The following is a 20,748-nucleotide window of genomic DNA, read 5'->3' as shown; positions in this document are numbered from 1 at the left end:
TCCTAATATTTAATCATTCGATTCGTATTTACTCCACGAACGACCAAATAGTTCATTACCATCTGATAATCGCAAGATTGCTGTTTCTTCTAAAATCTTGTGCGCTTTCTCAGTTGTAGAATCAGCTTTATCAAACGCAATGAAAACCTGGCGATTACTGGATTGATAACGTTCCAATATATGTTCTAAGTGTATATCCTCAATACGTTTAAGGATATTGGAGTCGTGGATAAGTGCAGGGATTGGACGTAGTTCAAGTATAGTTAAATCGTATATAACTAGGCTCTTGAAAGCGGTTCCCTCACTTGTGTTTCCGGGTGTTTCAAATATAATTTCCTTTTGAGGAGTTATCTGCAAAAGTGGGGCGATTTCCTGCTGTTCAGTTACTACGTCGTTAATCATTTTCATTCGTAGGTTAATGTTATCTTGTATTTCATGTATTATTTCGGTTTGTTGCAGCAGCAAATCTTTTAATTTCCTCTCCGCTTCAATGCGAGCTTCTTGAAGCTCTTTCTGACGAATTAAATCCGCCGTTTCTTCTTCAAGTCTATCAATTGTTTTAGACACATTAACACACTGTGATAGTATTCTCTCTGACATTTCCTTAGCTAAGCCAGTTTCTTTAATTTTTCTATTAAGGCGATTTATTTCTTTATCATATTGATCAATTATTTGCTGCAAACGCTCAATTTCCTGATTCATCTCTTCGCCTAAAATTTCTCTAATTTTCTCATGAAAATATTCAATCTTTTCAAATGCTGCTATATTAGCATTTGGGAAAAAGTGTAACAATGAATCAAATTCACTTGCGATTTCGGCCTTACTATCAGCTATATTGCTCGTAATAGCATTAAGCTGCGATTGCAAGCGATTACGTTTGCGAATAAAACTATTCAATTCTTTTTGAATTGCAGTTATTTGTTCGAATGTATGTGTATCAAACCCAAAAACTGCTAATTGCGCTTCTTCGTTGTTTTTCATTAATTTTTGAAGCCTTTTCTTTAAAGACTCGATCATTTTTTGATTGGTTTCGATTTTTTCTATATCCACTCTCTGATGTTGGCGGTATTTGAGCTGCGAAAATTTAATCCCAAGTTCTTCTTCCATGCTCTTAATCGCAGATAGAATTTCATAATGCCCAAAAAGTTTTAATAAAAAATCGACTGCCTTTTCATCTTGTTCACGAGGTTTTACAAGTAATGGATACTTTTCAAGCGTATTTTCGCGCCCATAAATGCGGAAAAAACGCTCAGTTATATCTGAAAATGTAAGAGAGGGGATACCAACTTTATATTCTTGAAATAGAAAGCTACGAAATTCATCAAGTGTCAATTTTGTAATAAAATGTCCGTCCTTATCACTTCGATATACATTTTTAGTATCTTCAGTACTTCTATAAAAATAGTACGGTTGTCCTTCAAACTCGTAAGTGAAATGGATGGTATGTGGGCCTATTTCCTTTTTTATATCATCCGACATGGAGTAGTATCTGTCACCGCCGAATGCATAATCTATAACCCACAGAAATGTTGATTTTCCTATTGCATTAGTACCGCTGGAACTGCCCAAAACCGTGTTTAATCCTTCATTAAGTTTTATCACTTGATGATTTGGAGCAAATTTATCGCATCGTATCTCTTTTAACATAGCGCAGTACCCTCTTTTCCTCAATTAGTTTAATTCTGCCTAATGCAAACAAGCAGTCTAAAGCACTTAGAAAATCAGCCATGTTTTTTTGGCGTGGCATGGTTCGTTCAAATAATTCTTTTGGGGACATATCTTGCTGTGACAATGCTTCTAAAATACCTGGAAAAAGCGCAATAATACTGTTTGAATATGATGTTACTTTATTTGGTAATCTCATCGAACACCTCACACCTTTGCACGAAGTAGGAGATTATTATCTCACAAGCCTCTCTGTATTTACGACCGGTCTTTTCAAATAATGTCTCAACAAGGAGGTTGTAAATAGCACTTTGTGAAATCTGTGATTCACTAGCATCTTCATACATCCGTTTAATACTTTTAGCAAATCTATCCACATTTAATTTATTTTCTCCGGCTAACCGATCTAATGTATCATTTACTCCTTCATAAAACCGTCTAACATCAAAAAGCACTCTTTCTTTCAGGCGTTTTTCAGTAATTTTATTTTCAACCTTAATAGGTTCCATTTTGAGTTGTGTATCGGCTGTAACATCCATTAGATCAACTTCTCGAAGTACTTGTTCAATTTGCTTTTCTATTTCATGTCTTGATGTAGCATCTCTTGCCTTAACAAGTATTTCTAAGTCATGCTTGTCGGATAATAAAGCCAATTTATCTTCTTCAGATAAATTTCGAATTTCGCGTTCACAGTCAACACATAGAATAATATCGTCAGTTTCTGAAAGGCGAACGATCTTAGCGTAGTTAATATCGTTGCCTTCTTTTTTTATACCAAGAATTCTACCGCACTTTTGGCATCTGCCGCCCGTTTCAGCTAGTAGCACCAAAGCTCGAGCATCGATCGCAACTTCATTAGCGGCTTCCATAGAAAAATTATTGTAAGTTGTAATAAATTTAATGCTTTTCTTTTGAGTTTCAAAGGATTGTATGTACTCATCGGTTATCTCTCTTACACTATTTTCACAATTCCTGTTTTCGACATTAAGTACTGTATAAAGAAATATTCCGGCAAGAAAGTCTTCCAGAACAAATGAATTACAGGTAACAATATCCTCCTTTGTCATGTTATTTACTTTCTCAACAATTGTTTCAGGTTCGATTGTGTCATCAGAAGCAATGATGTCCTTCAATGCAAGAACTATTAGGCTATTTTTATTACTATCCAACATGGGGAGGACTTTCTCCTTAAAGAAAACCGAAATATCACGAGCATCTACATCCGGAGCAGCATCGGTTACAACAGGTGAAAGATTTTTTTTACCTAATATCAAATCTGAAACGGTGCCATCATCGCTGCGAATATCATAAGTAGGCGCAATAGAAAGCAGCATGGTACCGCACAATTGCTTTTGTGTTACTCTTTTTGCCATGCAAATCTTTAAAATTGTTGCAAAAGTGCCAAAACATAGCTTCTTCATGTATTGCGCCCTCCTGTTATTTTGTTTTATTGGTTGGAATATCGTCGTCAACATAGTCGACAATATCGCCTATGTTGACATCAAGAGCTTTACAGATTCTTCCTAACACATCCATGCTTACCGGCAAATCTTTACTCAACTTCGCTATTGTTGTCGATGTTAAATTCGTCATCGCCATCAGATCTTTTTTCATCATCTTTTTATCAATTAATAGTTTCCAAAGTTTATTATAACTAAATGCCATTTTAATCGCCTCCAAGCACTATTGGATGGTATTCCCAACAGGTTATTTATTATTATAGCAATTAACTATACAAATTACAATTAGTTATTTATATATACAAACTTCGGCTTTACAAACGCTTATGTTAGTTTTGTTCCAAAAATAAATGGAGATTTGCGGAGTTTCAGCGGAGTAACAGCGGAGTCATAGCCGAGGACTTCAGGTGCTCGAATTAATAAAATTTAGATAGACGGCGGAACAAAGCTGTAATTTAAGAAAAAGCCTAGCGGTAAAATGTCAATATGGAAAAACTGAAAAATTGGAAAAAAGATAACGAGAAATTAGAAGTTAGCCTAAAAAAGGGTATACCAAATAAACCTCACCTTAACTACCAAATTATGTAAGAAAGATGAGGTATTTTAAAGGCTGCCAATTAGAAGAAAAAACTAACCTCTCCTCTCAGGCGGTGTGTACAGTTGCTTGGTCTTTAGTAGCATAAAGACCAACCGTACCAGTTTTCGGGCAGTTAAGACGAGAGCACGTTTGTGATGATGCTTGAATGCTTGGGCATATTTTTCGGCGTAAAAAGCAGCATACTCACTGTCATATCGACGAACGAGGTTAGCTGCCTGTATTAGATAATACCTCAGATATTTATTGCCTGTACGAACTCGCTTGGTTTCCTCACTTTCAAACTCTCCCGATTGGTACTGAGACCAAACAAGTCCAGCATACTTAGCAAGAGAATTGTGGTGAGAAAAGCGAGCGATATCGCTAATTTCGGCGATAATACCGGCGGCAAAGACCGGCCCAATCCCTTTCACAGATGATAAGGTTTCGGGAATGGACTTCATGATTTTTTCAATCTCTTTATCCAGTTTGGCAATTTCTTTTTCCATAGTCTGAATAACACTGAGCATAACGGATAATGAGAGATTAACAGGATCAGCCATAGCTTTATCAAGACGATAAGACGAGCGGGCAAGTTTTTGCAAGAAAGAAGCCAATTGCTCCGGATCGTCAAAGCGATTCTTCCCTTTTTCCTTCAAAAAGTCTACTAACTCTGTAATGGACATAGAGACAATCTGTTCAGGTTCAAGTTCTTGCAAAACAGCTAAACAAGTAGAGCCAAACATATTGGAAAAGGGATTATCTTGGCGAAGCCCACTAAATTTCAAAAAGACTTGATTGAGAAAGTAGGTTTTATCGCGGGCGATATTTTGCATAAGGTGAAAGCGGGTTCGGGTCAAACGCTGGAGAGCCTCAAATTGAATAGTAGAAGTCAACTCATGTGGAAGACGGCCAAACCGAAGTTGATCTGCAATCACCCAGGCATCAATGCGGTCGTTCTTAGGAAGAGTATCATAGCCTTTCTTAAAACGAGCCACTTTTCTAGCATTAAGGACAAAGACCTGAGCTTTGGAACCTTGGGTTTGATGGAGGTTAGCTTTAAGGAAATGAGCCAAATGCCAACCAAGATTCGAAGTGGCTTCCATGCCTACACGAATAAGTTCAGATTGAAGTTTTTGAGCCGATTGAAGAATACGTTCAAGTAGAGTTTGAGCGCCTATCAGGTTATTAGGAATGCTAAAAGATTCTAAAGCATCCCCACAATCATTCATGAACTGTACAGAATGAGAGCGGAGGCTAACGTCAATGCCTACCATAAGATTAGCCATAATCCACACCTCCCTTCGGATAAATAATCAAATACTTCTCAGACCTGGGTGCCCATGGGAACCATCTAAAGCAGCCTCGTCATCAGAACTCATGTACAGGAAACAGACAGTGTGGGTGCTACCCCCAGTTTCCAGACTGGTGCAACTAGCGGTTAGATACTCGATGATGGACCACGGGTAGCCGGCTTTCTACAGCAGTATCCAGTGTGGATCCGCAAGGAGGAGAAGAAATCTCCCGAAAAGTACCTGTCGATCCCATTGTCCCATGAGCAAGTCCAAGATTCAAGGTAGGTAATGAGTAAAAAAGGCAGTAAAAAACCAGCCAGCGACAGGGAGCATATACATACTCCGGCTGGCCGGTTTCAATCACTGTTGAATTGTAGCAACTCTGGAATTGGGCCTGTGCCCCGGGCGTATCAAATTGACGCCAAAGTAAGAATTGCTGACTTCAATCAGTGTTCTTATTCAGTTGAAGTTTATTAATCCATTCTGAAAAAGCGTCTTTAACCATAGAAGGAATTAACCACAACCTATAACCGCGCGCATTACAGGCTGAATGTGGATAATATTTCGGGGTAAAAAGAGCTTCTTCAGAATTGGGAACCGGTTCCCCGGAATATGTGTTTCCTTACTGGAAATTACGCTATCCGGTGGATCTAATTCTATTATACGAGGAGGGTAACTCATGAAAGATATTCGCGATTTCAATGGTCGCTTAGTCTGTAAAGCTGACGCAGCCACAGGTCTTGTAGAAGTTGCATATAAACGATGTAAAACCAGCACACAGATACCTATCGGAGGAACATTGAAGATTGAACGTGATGGGGTTGTCACAATAATCAAACGAATAAATGATGCTGCTTTTCATGTAGAAAGCTATGTCTGCGCAGCATAAGACGTTAATCAACTAAATAGAAAATCCGCGGAGCTGCATGACGGCCAGGATTAATTCTCATACCAGAGAATTATCCCGGCCGTCATTTTTTGTTCTACGGATTTTCGGCTCCTGCGGATTTCAAAAATCTGAAATTCAAGGAGCTGAGAAAAATGAAAATCAAATATCACTTCAACACTGAAACCATTGAAATTGAAGTATCTGAAGAGTGGGGAGAAATTCTGGTCGAACTTGACCGTCAGGAATACAACATTAACCATAAAGAGACTCGCCGACATACATCACTTGATGCAATGAAATATGAGGGAGAGATTTTCGCAAGCAATACCAACATTGCCGCAGAGTACATAAGAACTCAAGAAAATGAGACATTGCTAAAAGCCATCGATAGTCTTCTCCCACAGCAAAAAGAACTGGTACGAAGGGTGTACTTCAATAATGAATCCCTTGCTTCAATAGCACGAGAAGAAGGGGTCAGTAAGATGGCTATTACAAACCGCATGAAAAAGATCCATGAAAAACTAAAAAAAATTTTGAGTTAGGGGGTTTACTTTTACTGTTTTCGTGGCCTAACAGTGAGGGCCAAAACATCAGTCCTAAGAAAGATGAGGTGAAAAGAGCATATGAAACACAAACTCAAAATCAATATCTCGGATAATGACAGAGATTTAGGTATTGTGAAATGTCGCAATGTCACTCTACGAGAAAGGTTTTTGCAATATCTGCTGGGGAGAAAACAGAGAGTAACGATTATTGTTCCTGGTAACAGTGTAAAGTCTGTCGATATCCGCGAAGTTTCGGAGGTAGATGATCTTGATGCATTCTAAACGCGAAGAAATTATTCCAATGCCCATAAAGGGCAGACCATATAAGCATCAGATTCGTGCTTTCAATTTCATCTGCAGTCTATTTGGGCTTTTGAAGGGTGGTGGTGTTTCTGCCATTTCCGGATGGGGTGCAGCGCTCCTGATGGAAATGGGCTGAAAAGCACCGGGAAAACTCTTGTCTCAATCGCCATTATAGGAGCATTGCTTGCTGCAGGAAGAATAAAACGTGTGCTGATTGTTGCGCCACTTTCCATTCTGGGAGTGTGGGAAGACGAGTTTAAACGGTTCGCAGATTTCCCATATCAGCTTATAGTCCTTAATGGCATGATTCAAAAGAAAATCCAACAGCTAAGATTTTTAACTGGCGAAGGTGTCCATGTGGTGGTAGTCAACTACGAATCTGCATGGAGAATGGAAAAGGAACTGGCAAACTGGCATCCTGACATTATCATCGCCGATGAAGGACATAAAATTAAAACTCATAATACAGCGGTTTCAAAAGCAATGCACCGATTGGGCTTGCTTGCCCAGTATCGGCTCCTACTGACAGGAACGGTTATAACCAACAAAGCCATAGATGTATTCAGCCAGTACAAGTTTCTTGATCCTCGTATCTTTGGAAATAGCTTCTATGCATTCCGAAACCGGTATTTCAACATGGTTGGCTATGGCAACCATACGCCAGTGCTGAAAAAATCAATGGAACAGGATTTGATGAAAAGGATTCACAGCATTGCATTCCGGGCGACCAAAGCGGAGTGTCTGGATTTGCCGGAAACCACCGATATTATTCGCCATATTGAGCTTGAGCCTGTCACTTTAAAGAAATATAAAGAGCTTGTCAAACAAAGCTATACTGAGCTGTCAGCAGGAGAAGTAACAGCTACAAACATACTGACACGCTTGCTTCGTCTTTCGCAATTAACCGGCGGCTTCATCGGAAGCGATGACGGTGGGAAAATCGAGCAAGTCAGTGATGCCAAGTTGAAAGCTCTTGAAGATATCCTTGAAAGCAGTATTCAAGAAGGACATAAGCTGGTTGTCATAGCAAGGTTTATCCCTGAAATTCATGCTATATGCAGGTTGCTGGAGAAAAAGAACATCGGCTATGCGTGTATTTATGGTGCGACTAAGGATCGCCAAGAACAAGTAAACCGGTTTCAATGTGATCCCGACTGCATGGTGTTTGTAGGCCAGATTGCAACCGCTGGACTCGGTATTACGCTGACTGCTGCAAGCACAATGGTATTTTACTCCCTTGATTATTCCATGTCGAATTTCGAGCAGACAAAGGCCCGCATCCATAGAGTTGGACAGAAGAATGGCTGCACATATATCTACCTTATTGCCAAGGGTACTGTGGATTCAAAAATCCTGACTGCCCTACGCAATAAGGCAGATCTTGCAAAAATGCTGATAGACGACTACCGCAAAGGAGCAAATCCTTTTGCCCCAGAGGGAGGTGAAAGCTATGAGCGATAATGCGATGTTTGAACTTGCTGACCGTCTTAAGGAGCTTCGCGATGCAAAAAAGGCCGCGGAAGAGGAACTGAAAAGCATTAATGCAGAGATTGACGATGTTGAATACCGCCTGTCTGAGCTGATGATCAGCAGTGAGACGCAAAACTTCACAAGAGCAGGAACAATGTTCTGCCTTTCAACGACAACAAGAGCCAGTGCTGCCGCAGGTATGAAGGAGGAACTGTTTGACGCACTACGCAGTAAAGGCTTTGGAGAACTCATCTATGAAACAGTCAATGCAAATTCCCTGTCAGCATTTGTTAAAGAACAGATTGCGGAGAATGGGGACGAGCTTCCGGACTGGCTGAAAGGCCTTGTGAATGTCTTCGAAAAGACAACAGTAACTGTGCGGAAAGCAGCAAGGTAAATAGCTTCAGAAAGCAATGCTCCAATATCAATGTTCAAGGAATAACTGTTCGAAGAACAATGCTTCAAAGAACAATGATATAGATTACATTTCAAATTCATATTTACGGAGGTATAAAAGCATGAAAAACAATGAACTCGTAACTATTAACGAAAATACAGGTTTTCTTCAGCTCGCTGATTTCAATCTTGACGAGGCAATGGCATCAGAACTTGACGGTCTTGACATGACTTTTGAACGCATAAAAATCCCGTCCGCAGGCAGCACAGTATTCGAAGTACCCGGGGAAAATCCCGGAGAACCTGATACTGTCAAAGAATTCTCAGCGGTAATTCTTTATCATCATCCACTTTATGCATACTACAAGGACAAGTATACCGGAGGCAGTAACCCACCGGATTGCGGAAGCTTTGATGGTATAACCGGCGAAGGAGACCCCGGAGGAAGCTGTGCCAAATGTCCATATAATCAGTTTGGTTCGGGGGAAAACGGCAGCAAAGCTTGCAAGAACCGCCGCAGGATATATGTACTGCGTGAAGGGGAGATTTTCCCGTTAATACTTTCTTTGCCTACTGGATCTTTGAAAGAGTTTTCCCGCTACATCAAAAGGCTGCTTTCTAAAGGCAAAAAATCAAACAGCGTTGTTACTCGCTTTTCTTTGAAAAAGGCGACCAATTCAAGCGGTATCACCTATTCACAGGCTCAGTTTGCTGTAGATCGGGATCTGACCGCCGACGAATATGCGTTGATATCCAAGCTTTCCGAGCAGGTCAAAGCATTCAGTACCCGAGTCGGCCATGACACTGAACCTGCCGGTGAAGAGGTAATAAATGTAGACCCTGAATCAGGTGAAATTACTGAGCCGCTTAAGTGATCAAAGGCCCTATCGGAGAGTAACTTCCATCTCCGATAGGGCGGAAAGGAGAACCGCATGGGATACAAATGTGTTTATATGCTGTCTGAAATAAAAGAGTATCTGAAAAACACTGTCCTATTTGCTTTCGACTTTGAAACGTCACCCCGCGATAAATGGAGGAACGATAAAAGTGCAGCTCTGGATGCTCATAAAGCAGATATTACAGGGATCAGTTTTTCAGTATCAGAAGGGACTGCTATATATGTTCCACTTAAACATCGTAGCGGGCGAAATGCAGAGAACCAGGCGGCAATATGGGATTATCTGAAATTACTATTCGAATCAAAAGATGTAATAAAAGTTGCTCATAATCTGGCTTTTGAGTCTATGTTCCTTTACGCAAGAGGTATCGTCCTTCAAAAGCCTTGCTATGACACGATTGCAGCATCACAACTTACATTAAAAAGCAAGTGGGAGTTCAGAAGTCTTGCTGACAGCGGACTTAAAACGCTTGCGCCTGCACTCTACAAAGCAGAAATGACAGAATTCTCAACGGTTACTGAAGGTCGGTTTTTCGATGAATTGAACCCTCAGGATGAGAAGACTGTCCGCTACGCTTGTGCTGACAGCGACTACACTCTTCGCTTGTATCATGTTTTCAATCAGTGGTTTGATAGATTTTTACCCAAACACAGAACTATTGTGGAAGAGGTAGAATCGCCTACATCAGTATATGTCGGGATAATGAAGTATAACGGCATATTGGTGGATAAGTCAGCCATGCTGAAGAAACAAGCGGAAGCCGCAGAAAAGATTGTCAGTATCAGAAAAGAGATTGCCGGAATTATCGGCAATGTAGAGATTGGGGCAAATGCTTCAACTTCAGCATTTAAAAAATATCTTTTTGTGGATCTCGGTCTTCCGGTAATGAAAACGACCGCAAAACATCAGGAAGCTGCCGATGATGAAACCATGATCCTATTAAAAGAATGGTGTGAATCCAACAGGCCTGAACTTGCTCGCTTATTTGATCTGGTGCAAGAGTACCGCAAATGGGGCAAACTCAAATCCACCTATATAGACGGTTATCTTCGATTTATTGATGAGGATACCGGCAGGATTCATCCGGACCTTATGCCACTGGGGACAGAGACAGGCAGATTTGCGTCAAGAAACCCGAATATGCAGAATTGCCCGCAGAAAGATAATGACCCAATAGGCGTACGGAAATTTATCATTTCGCCAGCCGGAAAGGTTCTTTTATCCCTTGACTTTTCACAGATAGAACTGCGCGTCGGAGCATTTTATTGCAGGGACAAACGTATGCTGGAAACCTATCGTACTGGCGGTGATATCCATGCTCAGACCACTTCTGTTATTTACCGCATTCCTTTTGAGGAGGCAGCAGACAAAAATGCTCCACATTATAAAGAGCGTAGGACCATTGCAAAGAACTGCAATTTCGGTGTGTTCTATGGCCTGTTTCCTACTGGCTTACAGAGAACACTTAAATTTAAAGCTGGGCTGAACCCAACTTTGTCCGAATGTGAGACCATCATTCAAAACTTGAAATCCGGATACCCCGGTCTTGCCAAATGGCAGGATGAGGTAAAAAAGCGGGCTGCTGTAAGCTGCTATTCAGAAACATGGCTGGGCAGGCGAAGATACTTGCTGGGAATTCGGTCATCAGATTGGGGCAAGAAGTCGTTTGCCGAGCGGTGCGCATTAAATACACCTATTCAAGGTACAGCGGCAGATATTCTAAAGCTTGCCTGTGGGCGCATCATCAGTGGACTTCCCGAAAGGCTTTGGCTGAAACCTATGCTGCAGATACATGACGAGCTGGTTTTTGAATTACCGGAAGACAAGGTGGACGAAGCAGTTGTTTTTATAAAAGAGTGTATGGAAACACAACCCTTCCCTGAATTTGATGTACCTATTGTGGCAGAGGCTTCGGTAGGAAGAAATTTTGGAGAAATGAAAGAAATGGAGGATTGATATTATGACTAATTTACAGGTTTTTAAGAATACAGAATTTGGAGAACTTAAAGTACTCGTTATTGATGGAAAGGAATACTTTCCTGCAACGGATTGTGCAAGGATGCTAGGATATAGTAACCCTCGTGATGCGATACAACGCCATTGCAAACCAGACGGGGTCGTGAAACACGACGGGGTCACCTTAACTACAAATCAATATGGTGTCTCGACTGAACAGCATGTTGAACGGACTTATATTACAGAGGGAAATCTATATCGTCTCATTATACGTAGCAAACTTCCTGCTGCTGAACGCTTTGAAAGATGGGTCTTTGATGAAGTGCTGCCCACGATCAGAAAATATGGAGTTTATGCTACAGATAAAGTTATCGAAGAGATGATTTCTAATCCGGAGTATGGCATCAGGATTTTCTCTGAACTAAAGGCAGAACGCGACAGGCGGAAAGCTTTAGAAATAGAAAATGCAAAGAATAAACAGATTATCAGTGAGTTGAAGCCCAAAGCGAGCTATTATGATCTCATATTGCAAAATAAAAGCCTTGTGCCGATCAGCAAGATTGCCAAGGATTACGGAATGTCTGGCCGCGCTTTCAATAAGCTGCTTCATGAGCTTGGAGTACAGTACAAAATGGGAAACTGCTGGCTTTTATATCAGGAGTACGCCGATCAAGGATACACGCAGTCCAAGACCCACGCTATTGATGCAGAAAGAAGCGTAATGCACACATATTGGACACAAAAAGGAAGGCTATTTATCTATGACCTTCTTAAAAACAAGAAAGGTATATTGCCTGTAATCGAACGTGAACAAAAAAGCGCATAGGCAGGGGGTAATACCATGAGTATCAGCAAGTTTAACGCGGAAGGATATTACGACCCCACACCTTATGAAGCACTGCTTAGGATTGAGCGAGAGGCCAGGAAAGCGCCTTACAGACCGATGGTATTTATCTGCAGCCCATATGCTGGTGATATAGAACGTAATATCCGTAAGGCTCAGGGGTACTGCCGCTTTGCAGTGAGCAGGAATTGCATACCTATTGCTCCGCACCTCTTGTTTCCGCAGTTTATGGACGACGATGATGAACAAATGCGAAATCTGGGCTTGTACTTTGGCATGGTATTGATGTCAAAGTGCTCAGAAGTGTGGGTATTTGGCAGAAAAATTACTAAAGGGATGTCCATTGAGATTGAAAAGGCAAAGCAGCGCAGCATTCCGATCCGGTATTTTAATGAACGATGCGAGGAGGTGCGGTGTAAATGAGCATCTCATTCCCTAAAGAATTGGCAAACCGGAAGCAATGGATCTGCTGGCGTCTGGAACCAAACACAAAGGACGGAAGAGACAGTAAAATCCCTTATAATCCCTTAACTGGTAGAAAAGCCTCAAGCACTAACCCAAACGACTGGTCGACGCTTGACGATGCGATTGCGGCAAAAGAACAATACCTCTATACCGGATTAGGTTTTGTATTCGCAAAAAGCGGAGGTTTAGTGGGGATAGACATAGATCACTGCCGCGACAAAAACACTGGGGAATTAAGCGATACCGCCAAGGATATCCTTGAGCGGTTTCCGTCCTATACGGAAATCAGCCCTTCAGGAACTGGGCTTCATATTTTCTATAAAGGGGAGATGCCTGCTAAGGGCAATAAAAACACTAAAACCGGCGTTGAAATGTATGCCCACAGCAGATACTTCACAATGACTGGCGAGCGACTGCCAGGGACTCCTGATTACATTACTGAAGATAACGGGGCACTGGCCTGGATACATGAGAATTATATCAAAAGTAAAAAACGGAGAGGAAAAAGCAAGAAAGACAGTAAGGTGGTTAAGCTAGAGCCGCTTACAGATGAAGAAATTCTGGAGAAAGCCCGTACAGCCGAAAACCATAAGGAATTTGATCTGCTATGGGAAGGAAAATGGCAGGAAGCAGGGTATCCGAGCCAGTCCGAAGCCGACCTTGCTCTTTGCTGTATGCTGGCTTTTTGGTCAGGCAAAAACAAAGAGCAGATGGACAGGCTGTTTAGAAATTCCGGGTTATTCCGGGAAAAGTGGGATACGGTACATCATGCAAGTGGAGCAACATATGGGCAGGAGACACTGGATAAGGCCATTGAAGTTACAGAGAACGTATACAGCCGCGAAAGCGAGTCAGTTATCTTTGAACATGAGGGCAGGTATTACCGCACCAGAGGCGAAAGTGTGTATCCTATAACAAATTTTATCATTCAACCGGTGGAGATGATTGTATCGGAAGATGAAACGCAGATGACTGCTGACCTTATTACAATCCGTGATGAAATATACCGCCAGACATTTATGACTACCGACTTCAATAACATCCAAAAATTTAAAAATATCTTGAACCGCCGGACAATATCCTTAGGCTATTTTGGCTCAGAAGGAGATTTGGAACTGCTGAAAGGTTATATATCTGAAATGGAGTGGGTAAGGAAAACAGGGGTCAAGGCTCTTGGGATTTATGAGCATGGCGGGCGGATGGTATATGTTTCAACGGATGGTGCCATTGAAGCAGGAGGCAACATTGTTGAAGATATCGTGCAGCTTGATAAGTATAAAAGCATAACAACCGATATCCTAACCTTTGAGCCATTGACAAAGAAACAGCTTATTATGCTTGGTGAATGGCTCCTCAGCTATAACGAGCCCATAAAAACGGTATCAGTAATGGCCTGGGTGGCCGGATGCTTCATTAAACCGCATCTTAAAAAATCAGGCATCAAGTTTCCTCATTTATTGCTTGTCGGAGAACAAGGCAGCGGAAAAAGTAATACATTGGAGCGGGTTATTCTGCCGGTATTTTCGTGCAGCAAAATCCGCGCGGCTACGCAGGTTACTGCATTTACACTGATGAAGGAATCTGCATCATCGAATCTGATACCGCAGTTGATGGATGAGTTCAAGCCTTCAAAGATAGATAAGTTAAGGCTAAATGCCTTATACAACCATCTTCGAGATGCATATGACGGCCATGAAGGTGTCCGCGGTAGGGCGGATCAAAGTGCTGTTACTTATGAACTGTTGGCACCTATTATTGTAGCTGGTGAGGAATCGCCGGATGAAGCGGCCATCAGAGAACGGAGCATAGAATTGCTATTCAGCAAGAAGGACTTAAAACCAGCCAGCCATAGACAAGCATTTTATAAGCTGTGTGCAAAAGCGGATCTGCTTGGCAGCTTCGGTCGGAGCCTGCTGGATATAGCACTCAGAGTATCGGTTGCTGAGGCAGAGAAGTGGTATGAGGAAGCAAAGTCAGAGATATCTGATGAGTTTCCATCTCGTATCGTCAATAATCTCGCCTGTTGCTATGCCGGATTGAGCCTAGTAAACAAACTGTGTGAATTCCTTAATGTAACGTGGGCTGAAGTATTTCCCATTAACAAAGGGGCATGTATTCGATATCTTCAAAACGGTGTGCAGGAGTACTTGCTGGATGGCGGCAGCAATAACAAGACCATTGTAGAACAGACGCTGGAAATCATGGCCCGGATGAAACTGGCTCCGAATCAAGACTACACTTTTGATAAAGATGGCAAGGTTATCGGGATTCGTTTCTGTGATGTATATGACCGCTATACCAAGTACAGACGCGATTATGCAATCACTGGTGAATGTCTTCCATATAACCAGTTTTTGAAGCAATTGAGGCAAAGTGACTTTTTTATAGAGAGCAATAAAACGATGCGTTTCGGGAATGAAACAAAAAAAGCGTGGGCTCTTGATTTCTCAATACTGAAAGAGCGATGCGATGTGAGCGGCTTTGAAATCACAGATATTGAGCCTCTTTAGTATTGAAAAAGGTAACAAGGTAACAAAAAGGTAACGCCAGAAACGCTGATGAATAGCCACTTGTTACCGATGTTACCTTTGTTACCTCAACTTTATATATACGCGCGAAAGTACCATTGCTTTTTTAAGACTAAAAAATATAAAAATAAAAATATTTGTGTATACACCTACCCCAAAAAGAGGTAACAAGGTAACAAAATCCTGAAAAGCGCTTGGGAAGCTGATTTATGAGATGCCTTTTTTGGACGTTACGAGGTTATAAGAGGGAAAAAGGTAACATTTTTGGAGGATGAGCGGTTATGTCTGAAAGAAGTATTGTGACTAAAGTACTGCGGTACTTAAAGACAGTACCGGGGTGTTTCTGTTGGAAGGAACATGGTGGTATGTACGGGACAGCGGGGATACCAGACATTATTGCCTGTGTAAATGGACGGTTTATAGCTTTTGAAATAAAAACCCCATCGGGAAAGACAACAAAACTGCAGGAAGCAACTATAAGGAAAATCCTCAATGCAGGAGGAGTGGCAGCGGTTGTCCATTCGGTAGATGAGGTGAAGGTTATTCTGGAAAAGCATGGCCTTCTATAAAGAACGAAGACATAACGAACAAGGAAACAAAGCACTGCAAAGCAACGCAAAAAAGCACACTGCTTCAAAGATCAAGGTTTTTATCTTGATTTTTTGGAGGTGCGATATGCTGATTGCATGGCAGTATTTAGATAAAAAAGCGGCTGCTGTTGAAGCTTTGAAAGATTACAGCAGCATGCAGTACATTATCGAACACAGTGATGAGGATATATATGAAATTGAAACCTGTATGACAAGCCCTCACAGTGCAAAGATTACCGGAGTTCCGGGCAAACACAATCCCAAAAGCGGCGAAGAACGCCTTGCTGCTTGCCTTGACGAGATTGATGTGTTGAAAGAACGTTACAGACGGGCATTAGAATATATGGAGTGGTTCAAGCCTGCTTGGGAAGCCCTGTCGGAGGAAGAACAGTTTATACTGACAGAATTTTTTGTTAATGATGTGAGCAAGACAGAAGCTGTAGCAAACATCGGAGAGAAGCTGTTTCTTGAAAGAGCACAGGTGTACCGTAGGAAGGACAAGGCACTTAATCATCTGGCACTGCTTTTATACGGGAAGTAGTAATGAGATTTTTATGAGATGTAAAACACGGGTATCCAATATATAATGATATCGTGAAAAAATAACATTAAAACGCATAAGCCCTTCGGGGCTTTTTTTATGCCATAAAACAGGAGTGAGGAAAGATGTACGATAATTGTTTTGGCAGTAACGGAAGGAATGGCTGCAATATCCTGACTGTACACAAGTGCTTGCAAGATAAATGTTCCTTCTATAAAAGCACCAAGGAGTTAGAGGAAGATAGGAAAAAGGCTTATCTTTTGCTTGCAGCTTTACCACCCGATATGCAGCGGTATATCTCCGATAAGTATTATAACGGTAAGATGCCATGGTCAAATAGCAAATGTGTTGTTCAATATTCCAGATGAGATTTTTATGAGATGAAATTCATTATAAATCCAAATATAATGGTATTGTGAAAAGTTATGAATAAGCCTTCATGGGATGAACCTGTGAGGGCTTTTTTTATACCCGTAAAGGAGGTGGCCAGATGCCAAGAAAACCAAAAAGGCCTTGCTCCTTTCCCGGCTGTCCTGAACTGACGGACGGAAGGTACTGCGACATGCATCAAAGGCAAGTGGATGCTTATTACAACAAATACGAACGAGATCCCCAAACAAGAAAACGCTATGGCCGGAGATGGAAACGCATCAGGGACAGATATATCTCAGAGCATCCGCTTTGCGAGGAGTGCCAAAAGTACGGAAGGCTTACACCAGCCGAAGAGGTACATCATATTATCCCTTTATCCAAAGGCGGAACCAATGCAGACAGTAACCTTATGAGCCTGTGCAAACAATGCCACTCATCGATCACTGCCCGCGAAGGAGAACGATGGGCAAGACGGTAGGGGGGTCAAAATCTCTGGCGGAGTAGTTTTGTGCAACGGGCGGGGGGTCACGCGCGAAAAATCGCAGTTTCAAACGGGGTATATCCCCTGTTTATTTTTACATGAATCGAGGTGATGTGTATGGCAAAGGACGGTACCAACCGCGGCGGGGCACGTATTGGTGCAGGACAGAAGAAAAAGCCTCTGGCGGATAAGATTTTGGAAGGAAATCCCGGCAGACGAAAGCTCATGGTAATGGAGTTTACGGATGCTGCGGAACTGGAAGGAGAGAGCATGCCGCCACCGAGGGATTATCTTGCTGCAAAGCAGAAGAACGGAAAAACAACACTGGCGGTGGAAATATACGAAAAAACATGGCAGTGGCTTAAGGAACGCAGGTGTGTTCACCTTATCCCTGCGCAGCTTATAGAGCAATATGCCCAGAGTGTGGCGCGGTGGATCCAGTGCGAGGAATGTATCACTGAATTTGGCTTTCTTGCTAAACATCCGACAACTGGCAATGCCATCCCGTCGCCTTATGTGGCTATGAGTCAAAGCTTCATGAAACAGGCCAATAACCTGTGGTATCAAATTTATCAAGTCGTGCGGGAAAACTGTGCTACCGAATACAAGGGGGCCACTCCCCACGACGATGTGATGGAAAAACTACTGACAGCCAGGAGGGGTGGCTGATGCATAAAGCAAATTCAATCTTTCTTAGGGAACTAAGAAAATATGAAGACCATTTAACGAAGCAGCAGTTTAAGACTCTGCGGGGACAAGTAATAAACGGAGATTGTGAGGGCGCAAAAAAGGGTCTTAAGAAAATATTGAACAGGAGAATGCAAGATGAACATACAAAAAATATCTGTTGAAAAACTTAATCCAGCAGCATACAACCCACGCAAGAATTTAAAACCTGGCGATAAGGAATATGAAAAGCTAAAACGGTCAATAGAGGAATTTGGCTATGTGGAGCCTGTTATCTGGAACAAAAAAACAGGTAATGTGGTAGGCGGGCATCAACGCTTAAAGGTCTTGCTGGACTTGGGACAGACAGAGATAGATTGCGTCGTTGTAGATCTTGACCCCCAGAGGGAAAAAGCGCTCAATCTTGCTCTTAATAAGATTCAGGGAGAGTGGGACGAGAATAAACTGGCTGAACTGATGGCTGAGTTGGACGCAGGTGCCTTTGATGTTTCGCTCACAGGATTTGACGCTTCTGAAATTGACGAACTGCTCAACCGATGGTATGCCAAGGAAGCGGTGCAGGACAGCTTTGACATAGATAAAGCGCATGAGGAAATTGTGCAGTGCGAGCCGGTAACGAAGCGGGGCGATATCTGGCTTCTCGGGAATCATCGCTTGATGTGCGGCGACTCTACTAAGGATGAGGATTTTGAGAAGTTGATGGAAGGGTGTCACGCACAGATGGCAGTGACTTCTCCTCCATATGGGGTAGGCAAAGAATATGAAAAGGCCGGGATTGAACCATGGTTCGAGACAGTACGCCCAGTGATTAGAAACCTGTGCAGGTATGCAGATATTGTATGCTGGAACTTAGGTGATCTCTATGCCACCGGCTCTCAGTTTATTGAACCCACCAGTGTTTACAGCGTGAATATGTTCTTGGACAACGGTTACCGCCCTATCTGGATCCGCATTTGGAAGAAACAAGGGCAAAATTTCGGTGTAGGACCTTATCATCTTGTTTCAAACAAGCCGGTTCAGCAGTATGAGTATATTTCAGCCTTCAGCAATAAAGGAGAAGTTGAGGAATATAACGATCAGGAATATGTATGGCTTTCAGCCTTTGCGGGACACAGTTATAAATTTGTGAAACGGCTTACAAAGGAAGAACGCAAGAAATGGGGTTATGCTGGGATATGGGAGATGACCACTGTACGGGCAAACAAGGAGCATCCTGCAATGTTCCCTGTGGAGCTTCCATGGCGGTGCATCAAAATGCACAGCGACAAAGGCGGTATTGTTCTTGAGCCGTTCTCTGGTAGCGGAACTACTATAATTGCGGCTGAACAGACCGAGCGTAAATGCTACGCAATGGAGTTATCCCCTGTTTACTGTGATTTAGCTGTTAAGCGCTGGGAGGAATTCACCGGCGAAAAAGCCGTCAAACTGGAGGGTTAAGATTTATGGATATACTGAAAATACCAGCAGAAAAATTAAAACCTTCGAAATATAACCCGCGGAAGGACTTAAAACCGGGCGATCCTGAATACGAGAAACTCCGCCGATCCATTGAAGAGTTTGGATATGTAGAGCCGGTCATATGGAATAAACGCACCGGGAATATTGTCGGCGGACATCAGCGTTATAAAGTACTTACAGCTTTGGGGTATAAGGAGATCGACTGTGTTGTAGTTGATTTGGATGAACAGCGGGAAAAGGCGCTCAATGTTGCACTGAATAAAATCAGTGGCGAGTTTGATATTCCGCTTTTGACCGATCTGCTTATGGATTTAAATGAAGATGGTTTTGACGTTTCTCTTACCGGGTTTGATGCTTCGGAAATTGATGAGTTGTTCCGTGATAAAACAACCGCTAATGTCAAAGAAGATAATTTCGATACAGAAAAGGCAATTGCAGAGATTAAAACTCCGGTTACCAAAAAGGGCGACATATGGGTACTTGGCAGCCACCGTCTGATGTGCGGTGATAGCACCATGCTTTCAGATGTGCAAAAGCTGATGAACGGACAAAAGGCGAGATTTGTTTTCACCGACCCACCCTGGAATGTTGATTACGGTTCAGATACCAGGCATCCAAGCTGGAAGCCAAGACAAATTCTAAATGACAATATGAGCACCGAAGAATTCGGCGCTTTTTTATTGCACGCTTTTAAATGCATGAAAGAGGTTTCTGAAGCCGGATGCATGACCTATGTGGTAATGAGTGCTCAGGAATGGGGCAGTTTGATGAACGTCATGCGGGAGGCAGGGTATCACTGGTCGAGCACAATTATATGGAAAAAAGACAGCTTGGTACTATCAAGAAAGGACTATCATACCCAGTACGAGCCGATCTGGTATGGTTGGCTTGATGGAACACGCCTTTGCCCGCTTAAAGACCGTAAACAGTCAGATGTTTGGGAGATACCCCGTCCTAAAGTATCGGAGGAGCACCCTACCATGAAGCCGGTATCGCTTGTAGCAAAGGCAATGCTCAATAGTTCCCATATTGGAGATTTAACTCTTGACCTGTTCGGTGGTTCTGGTACGACAATGATTGCGGCACAGCAGACCGGGCGGGTTTGTTTTATGATGGAGCTTGACTCGAAATACTGCGATGTGATTGTAAAGCGCTATGTTTCACAATTTGGCACAGATTCAGTATTCTTGGTAACAGGTAGTGAAAAAATACCTTACGCGGAAACACAGATTGATTAAAAATGTCCTTGCTTTCCCCTCAAAACAGAGCGTTAATGTACCCCACCAAAAAGGAAAGGTGGGATTTTTTATGGGAATCAAAAATGTTTTAG

At 42.2% G+C, this 20,748-nt stretch carries 21 protein-coding genes; 16 read left to right on the top strand and 5 right to left on the bottom strand.

The features are described 5' to 3' along the window. Positions 1-9: 9 nt before the first annotated feature. The 5 genes from SCACP_RS13600 to SCACP_RS13580 form a co-directional block, all read right to left on the bottom strand. Complete coding sequence (locus tag SCACP_RS13600) at positions 10-1,647, bottom strand: DUF2326 domain-containing protein (RefSeq protein ID WP_028306830.1); 1,638 nt, start codon at positions 1,645-1,647, stop codon at positions 10-12. Then, complete coding sequence (locus SCACP_RS13595; protein ID WP_014451309.1) at positions 1,622-1,864, bottom strand: ABC-three component system middle component 7; 243 nt, start codon at positions 1,862-1,864, stop codon at positions 1,622-1,624. The genes SCACP_RS13600 and SCACP_RS13595 overlap by 26 nt, the downstream gene beginning before the upstream one ends. After that, complete coding sequence (locus SCACP_RS13590) at positions 1,848-3,086, bottom strand: ABC-three component system protein (RefSeq protein ID WP_028992619.1); 1,239 nt, start codon at positions 3,084-3,086, stop codon at positions 1,848-1,850. Before SCACP_RS13590 ends, SCACP_RS13595 begins: the two co-directional genes overlap by 17 nt. A 16-nt stretch (positions 3,087-3,102) precedes the next feature. After that, the gene (locus tag SCACP_RS13585) at positions 3,103-3,330 is read right to left on the bottom strand and encodes a helix-turn-helix domain-containing protein (protein WP_028306832.1); all 228 of its coding nucleotides are present in this window, start codon (positions 3,328-3,330) and stop codon (positions 3,103-3,105) included. Between the two features lie 425 nt (positions 3,331-3,755). Beyond that, positions 3,756-4,988 carry an IS110 family transposase gene (locus SCACP_RS13580; protein ID WP_425057924.1) on the bottom strand — a complete coding sequence of 411 codons (1,233 nt, stop codon included), beginning with the start codon at positions 4,986-4,988 and terminating at the stop codon, positions 3,756-3,758. 685 nt (positions 4,989-5,673) lie between these two features. Here SCACP_RS13580 and SCACP_RS13575 point away from each other — a divergent pair. From SCACP_RS13575 to SCACP_RS13500, 16 genes are all read left to right on the top strand, one after another. After that, complete coding sequence (locus tag SCACP_RS13575) at positions 5,674-5,883, top strand: hypothetical protein (RefSeq protein ID WP_038002252.1); 210 nt, start codon at positions 5,674-5,676, stop codon at positions 5,881-5,883. Between the two features lie 152 nt (positions 5,884-6,035). Beyond that, complete coding sequence (locus SCACP_RS13570) at positions 6,036-6,425, top strand: RNA polymerase sigma factor (RefSeq protein ID WP_028992620.1); 390 nt, start codon at positions 6,036-6,038, stop codon at positions 6,423-6,425. Positions 6,426-6,506: 81 nt separating this feature from the next. After that, positions 6,507-6,710 (top strand): hypothetical protein, encoded by a 204-nt coding sequence (locus SCACP_RS13565; RefSeq protein ID WP_028306835.1) that lies wholly within the window; start codon positions 6,507-6,509, stop codon positions 6,708-6,710. Positions 6,711-6,833: 123 nt separating this feature from the next. Beyond that, positions 6,834-8,192, top strand: coding sequence for a DEAD/DEAH box helicase (locus SCACP_RS13560; protein WP_265447636.1), 1,359 nt, complete (start codon positions 6,834-6,836; stop codon positions 8,190-8,192). After that, positions 8,182-8,598 (top strand): hypothetical protein, encoded by a 417-nt coding sequence (locus SCACP_RS13555; RefSeq protein ID WP_028306836.1) that lies wholly within the window; start codon positions 8,182-8,184, stop codon positions 8,596-8,598. The genes SCACP_RS13560 and SCACP_RS13555 overlap by 11 nt, the downstream gene beginning before the upstream one ends. A gap of 121 nt (positions 8,599-8,719) precedes the next feature. After that, positions 8,720-9,472, top strand: a complete 753-nt coding sequence (locus SCACP_RS13550) for a hypothetical protein (protein WP_011838170.1) — start codon at positions 8,720-8,722, stop codon at positions 9,470-9,472. 57 nt (positions 9,473-9,529) lie between these two features. Beyond that, positions 9,530-11,452 carry a bifunctional 3'-5' exonuclease/DNA polymerase gene (locus tag SCACP_RS13545; RefSeq protein WP_425058035.1) on the top strand — a complete coding sequence of 641 codons (1,923 nt, stop codon included), beginning with the start codon at positions 9,530-9,532 and terminating at the stop codon, positions 11,450-11,452. A 4-nt stretch (positions 11,453-11,456) separates the two neighbouring features. Beyond that, positions 11,457-12,278 carry a phage antirepressor gene (locus SCACP_RS13540; RefSeq protein ID WP_028306839.1) on the top strand — a complete coding sequence of 274 codons (822 nt, stop codon included), beginning with the start codon at positions 11,457-11,459 and terminating at the stop codon, positions 12,276-12,278. Positions 12,279-12,293: 15 nt separating this feature from the next. Next, complete coding sequence (locus tag SCACP_RS13535) at positions 12,294-12,719, top strand: DUF4406 domain-containing protein (RefSeq protein WP_028306840.1); 426 nt, start codon at positions 12,294-12,296, stop codon at positions 12,717-12,719. Continuing rightward, on the top strand, positions 12,716-15,271 hold the full coding sequence (locus tag SCACP_RS13530; RefSeq protein ID WP_425058034.1) for a hypothetical protein: 2,556 nt from the start codon (positions 12,716-12,718) through the stop codon (positions 15,269-15,271). Before SCACP_RS13535 ends, SCACP_RS13530 begins: the two co-directional genes overlap by 4 nt. 299 nt (positions 15,272-15,570) lie before the next feature. Next, positions 15,571-15,858, top strand: coding sequence for a VRR-NUC domain-containing protein (locus SCACP_RS13525; protein ID WP_003515992.1), 288 nt, complete (start codon positions 15,571-15,573; stop codon positions 15,856-15,858). A gap of 106 nt (positions 15,859-15,964) precedes the next feature. Further along, the gene (locus SCACP_RS13520) at positions 15,965-16,420 is read left to right on the top strand and encodes a hypothetical protein (protein WP_281742705.1); all 456 of its coding nucleotides are present in this window, start codon (positions 15,965-15,967) and stop codon (positions 16,418-16,420) included. A 490-nt stretch (positions 16,421-16,910) separates the two neighbouring features. Then, complete coding sequence (locus SCACP_RS13515) at positions 16,911-17,270, top strand: HNH endonuclease (protein WP_425058033.1); 360 nt, start codon at positions 16,911-16,913, stop codon at positions 17,268-17,270. Positions 17,271-17,390: 120 nt separating this feature from the next. Then, the gene (locus tag SCACP_RS13510) at positions 17,391-17,942 is read left to right on the top strand and encodes a P27 family phage terminase small subunit (RefSeq protein ID WP_003515999.1); all 552 of its coding nucleotides are present in this window, start codon (positions 17,391-17,393) and stop codon (positions 17,940-17,942) included. Positions 17,943-18,098: 156 nt separating this feature from the next. Further along, positions 18,099-19,397, top strand: coding sequence for a site-specific DNA-methyltransferase (locus SCACP_RS13505; protein WP_425058032.1), 1,299 nt, complete (start codon positions 18,099-18,101; stop codon positions 19,395-19,397). A 5-nt stretch (positions 19,398-19,402) separates the two neighbouring features. Next, on the top strand, positions 19,403-20,656 hold the full coding sequence (locus SCACP_RS13500; protein WP_425058031.1) for a site-specific DNA-methyltransferase: 1,254 nt from the start codon (positions 19,403-19,405) through the stop codon (positions 20,654-20,656). Positions 20,657-20,748 lie beyond the last annotated feature (92 nt).

The sequence above is a fragment of the Sporomusaceae bacterium ACPt genome, from assembly GCA_041428575.1.
Taxonomy (GTDB): Bacteria; Bacillota; Negativicutes; order Sporomusales; family Sporomusaceae; genus Sporomusa_D; species Sporomusa_D carbonis.
This window is presented reverse-complemented; position numbering and strand designations above follow the sequence as displayed.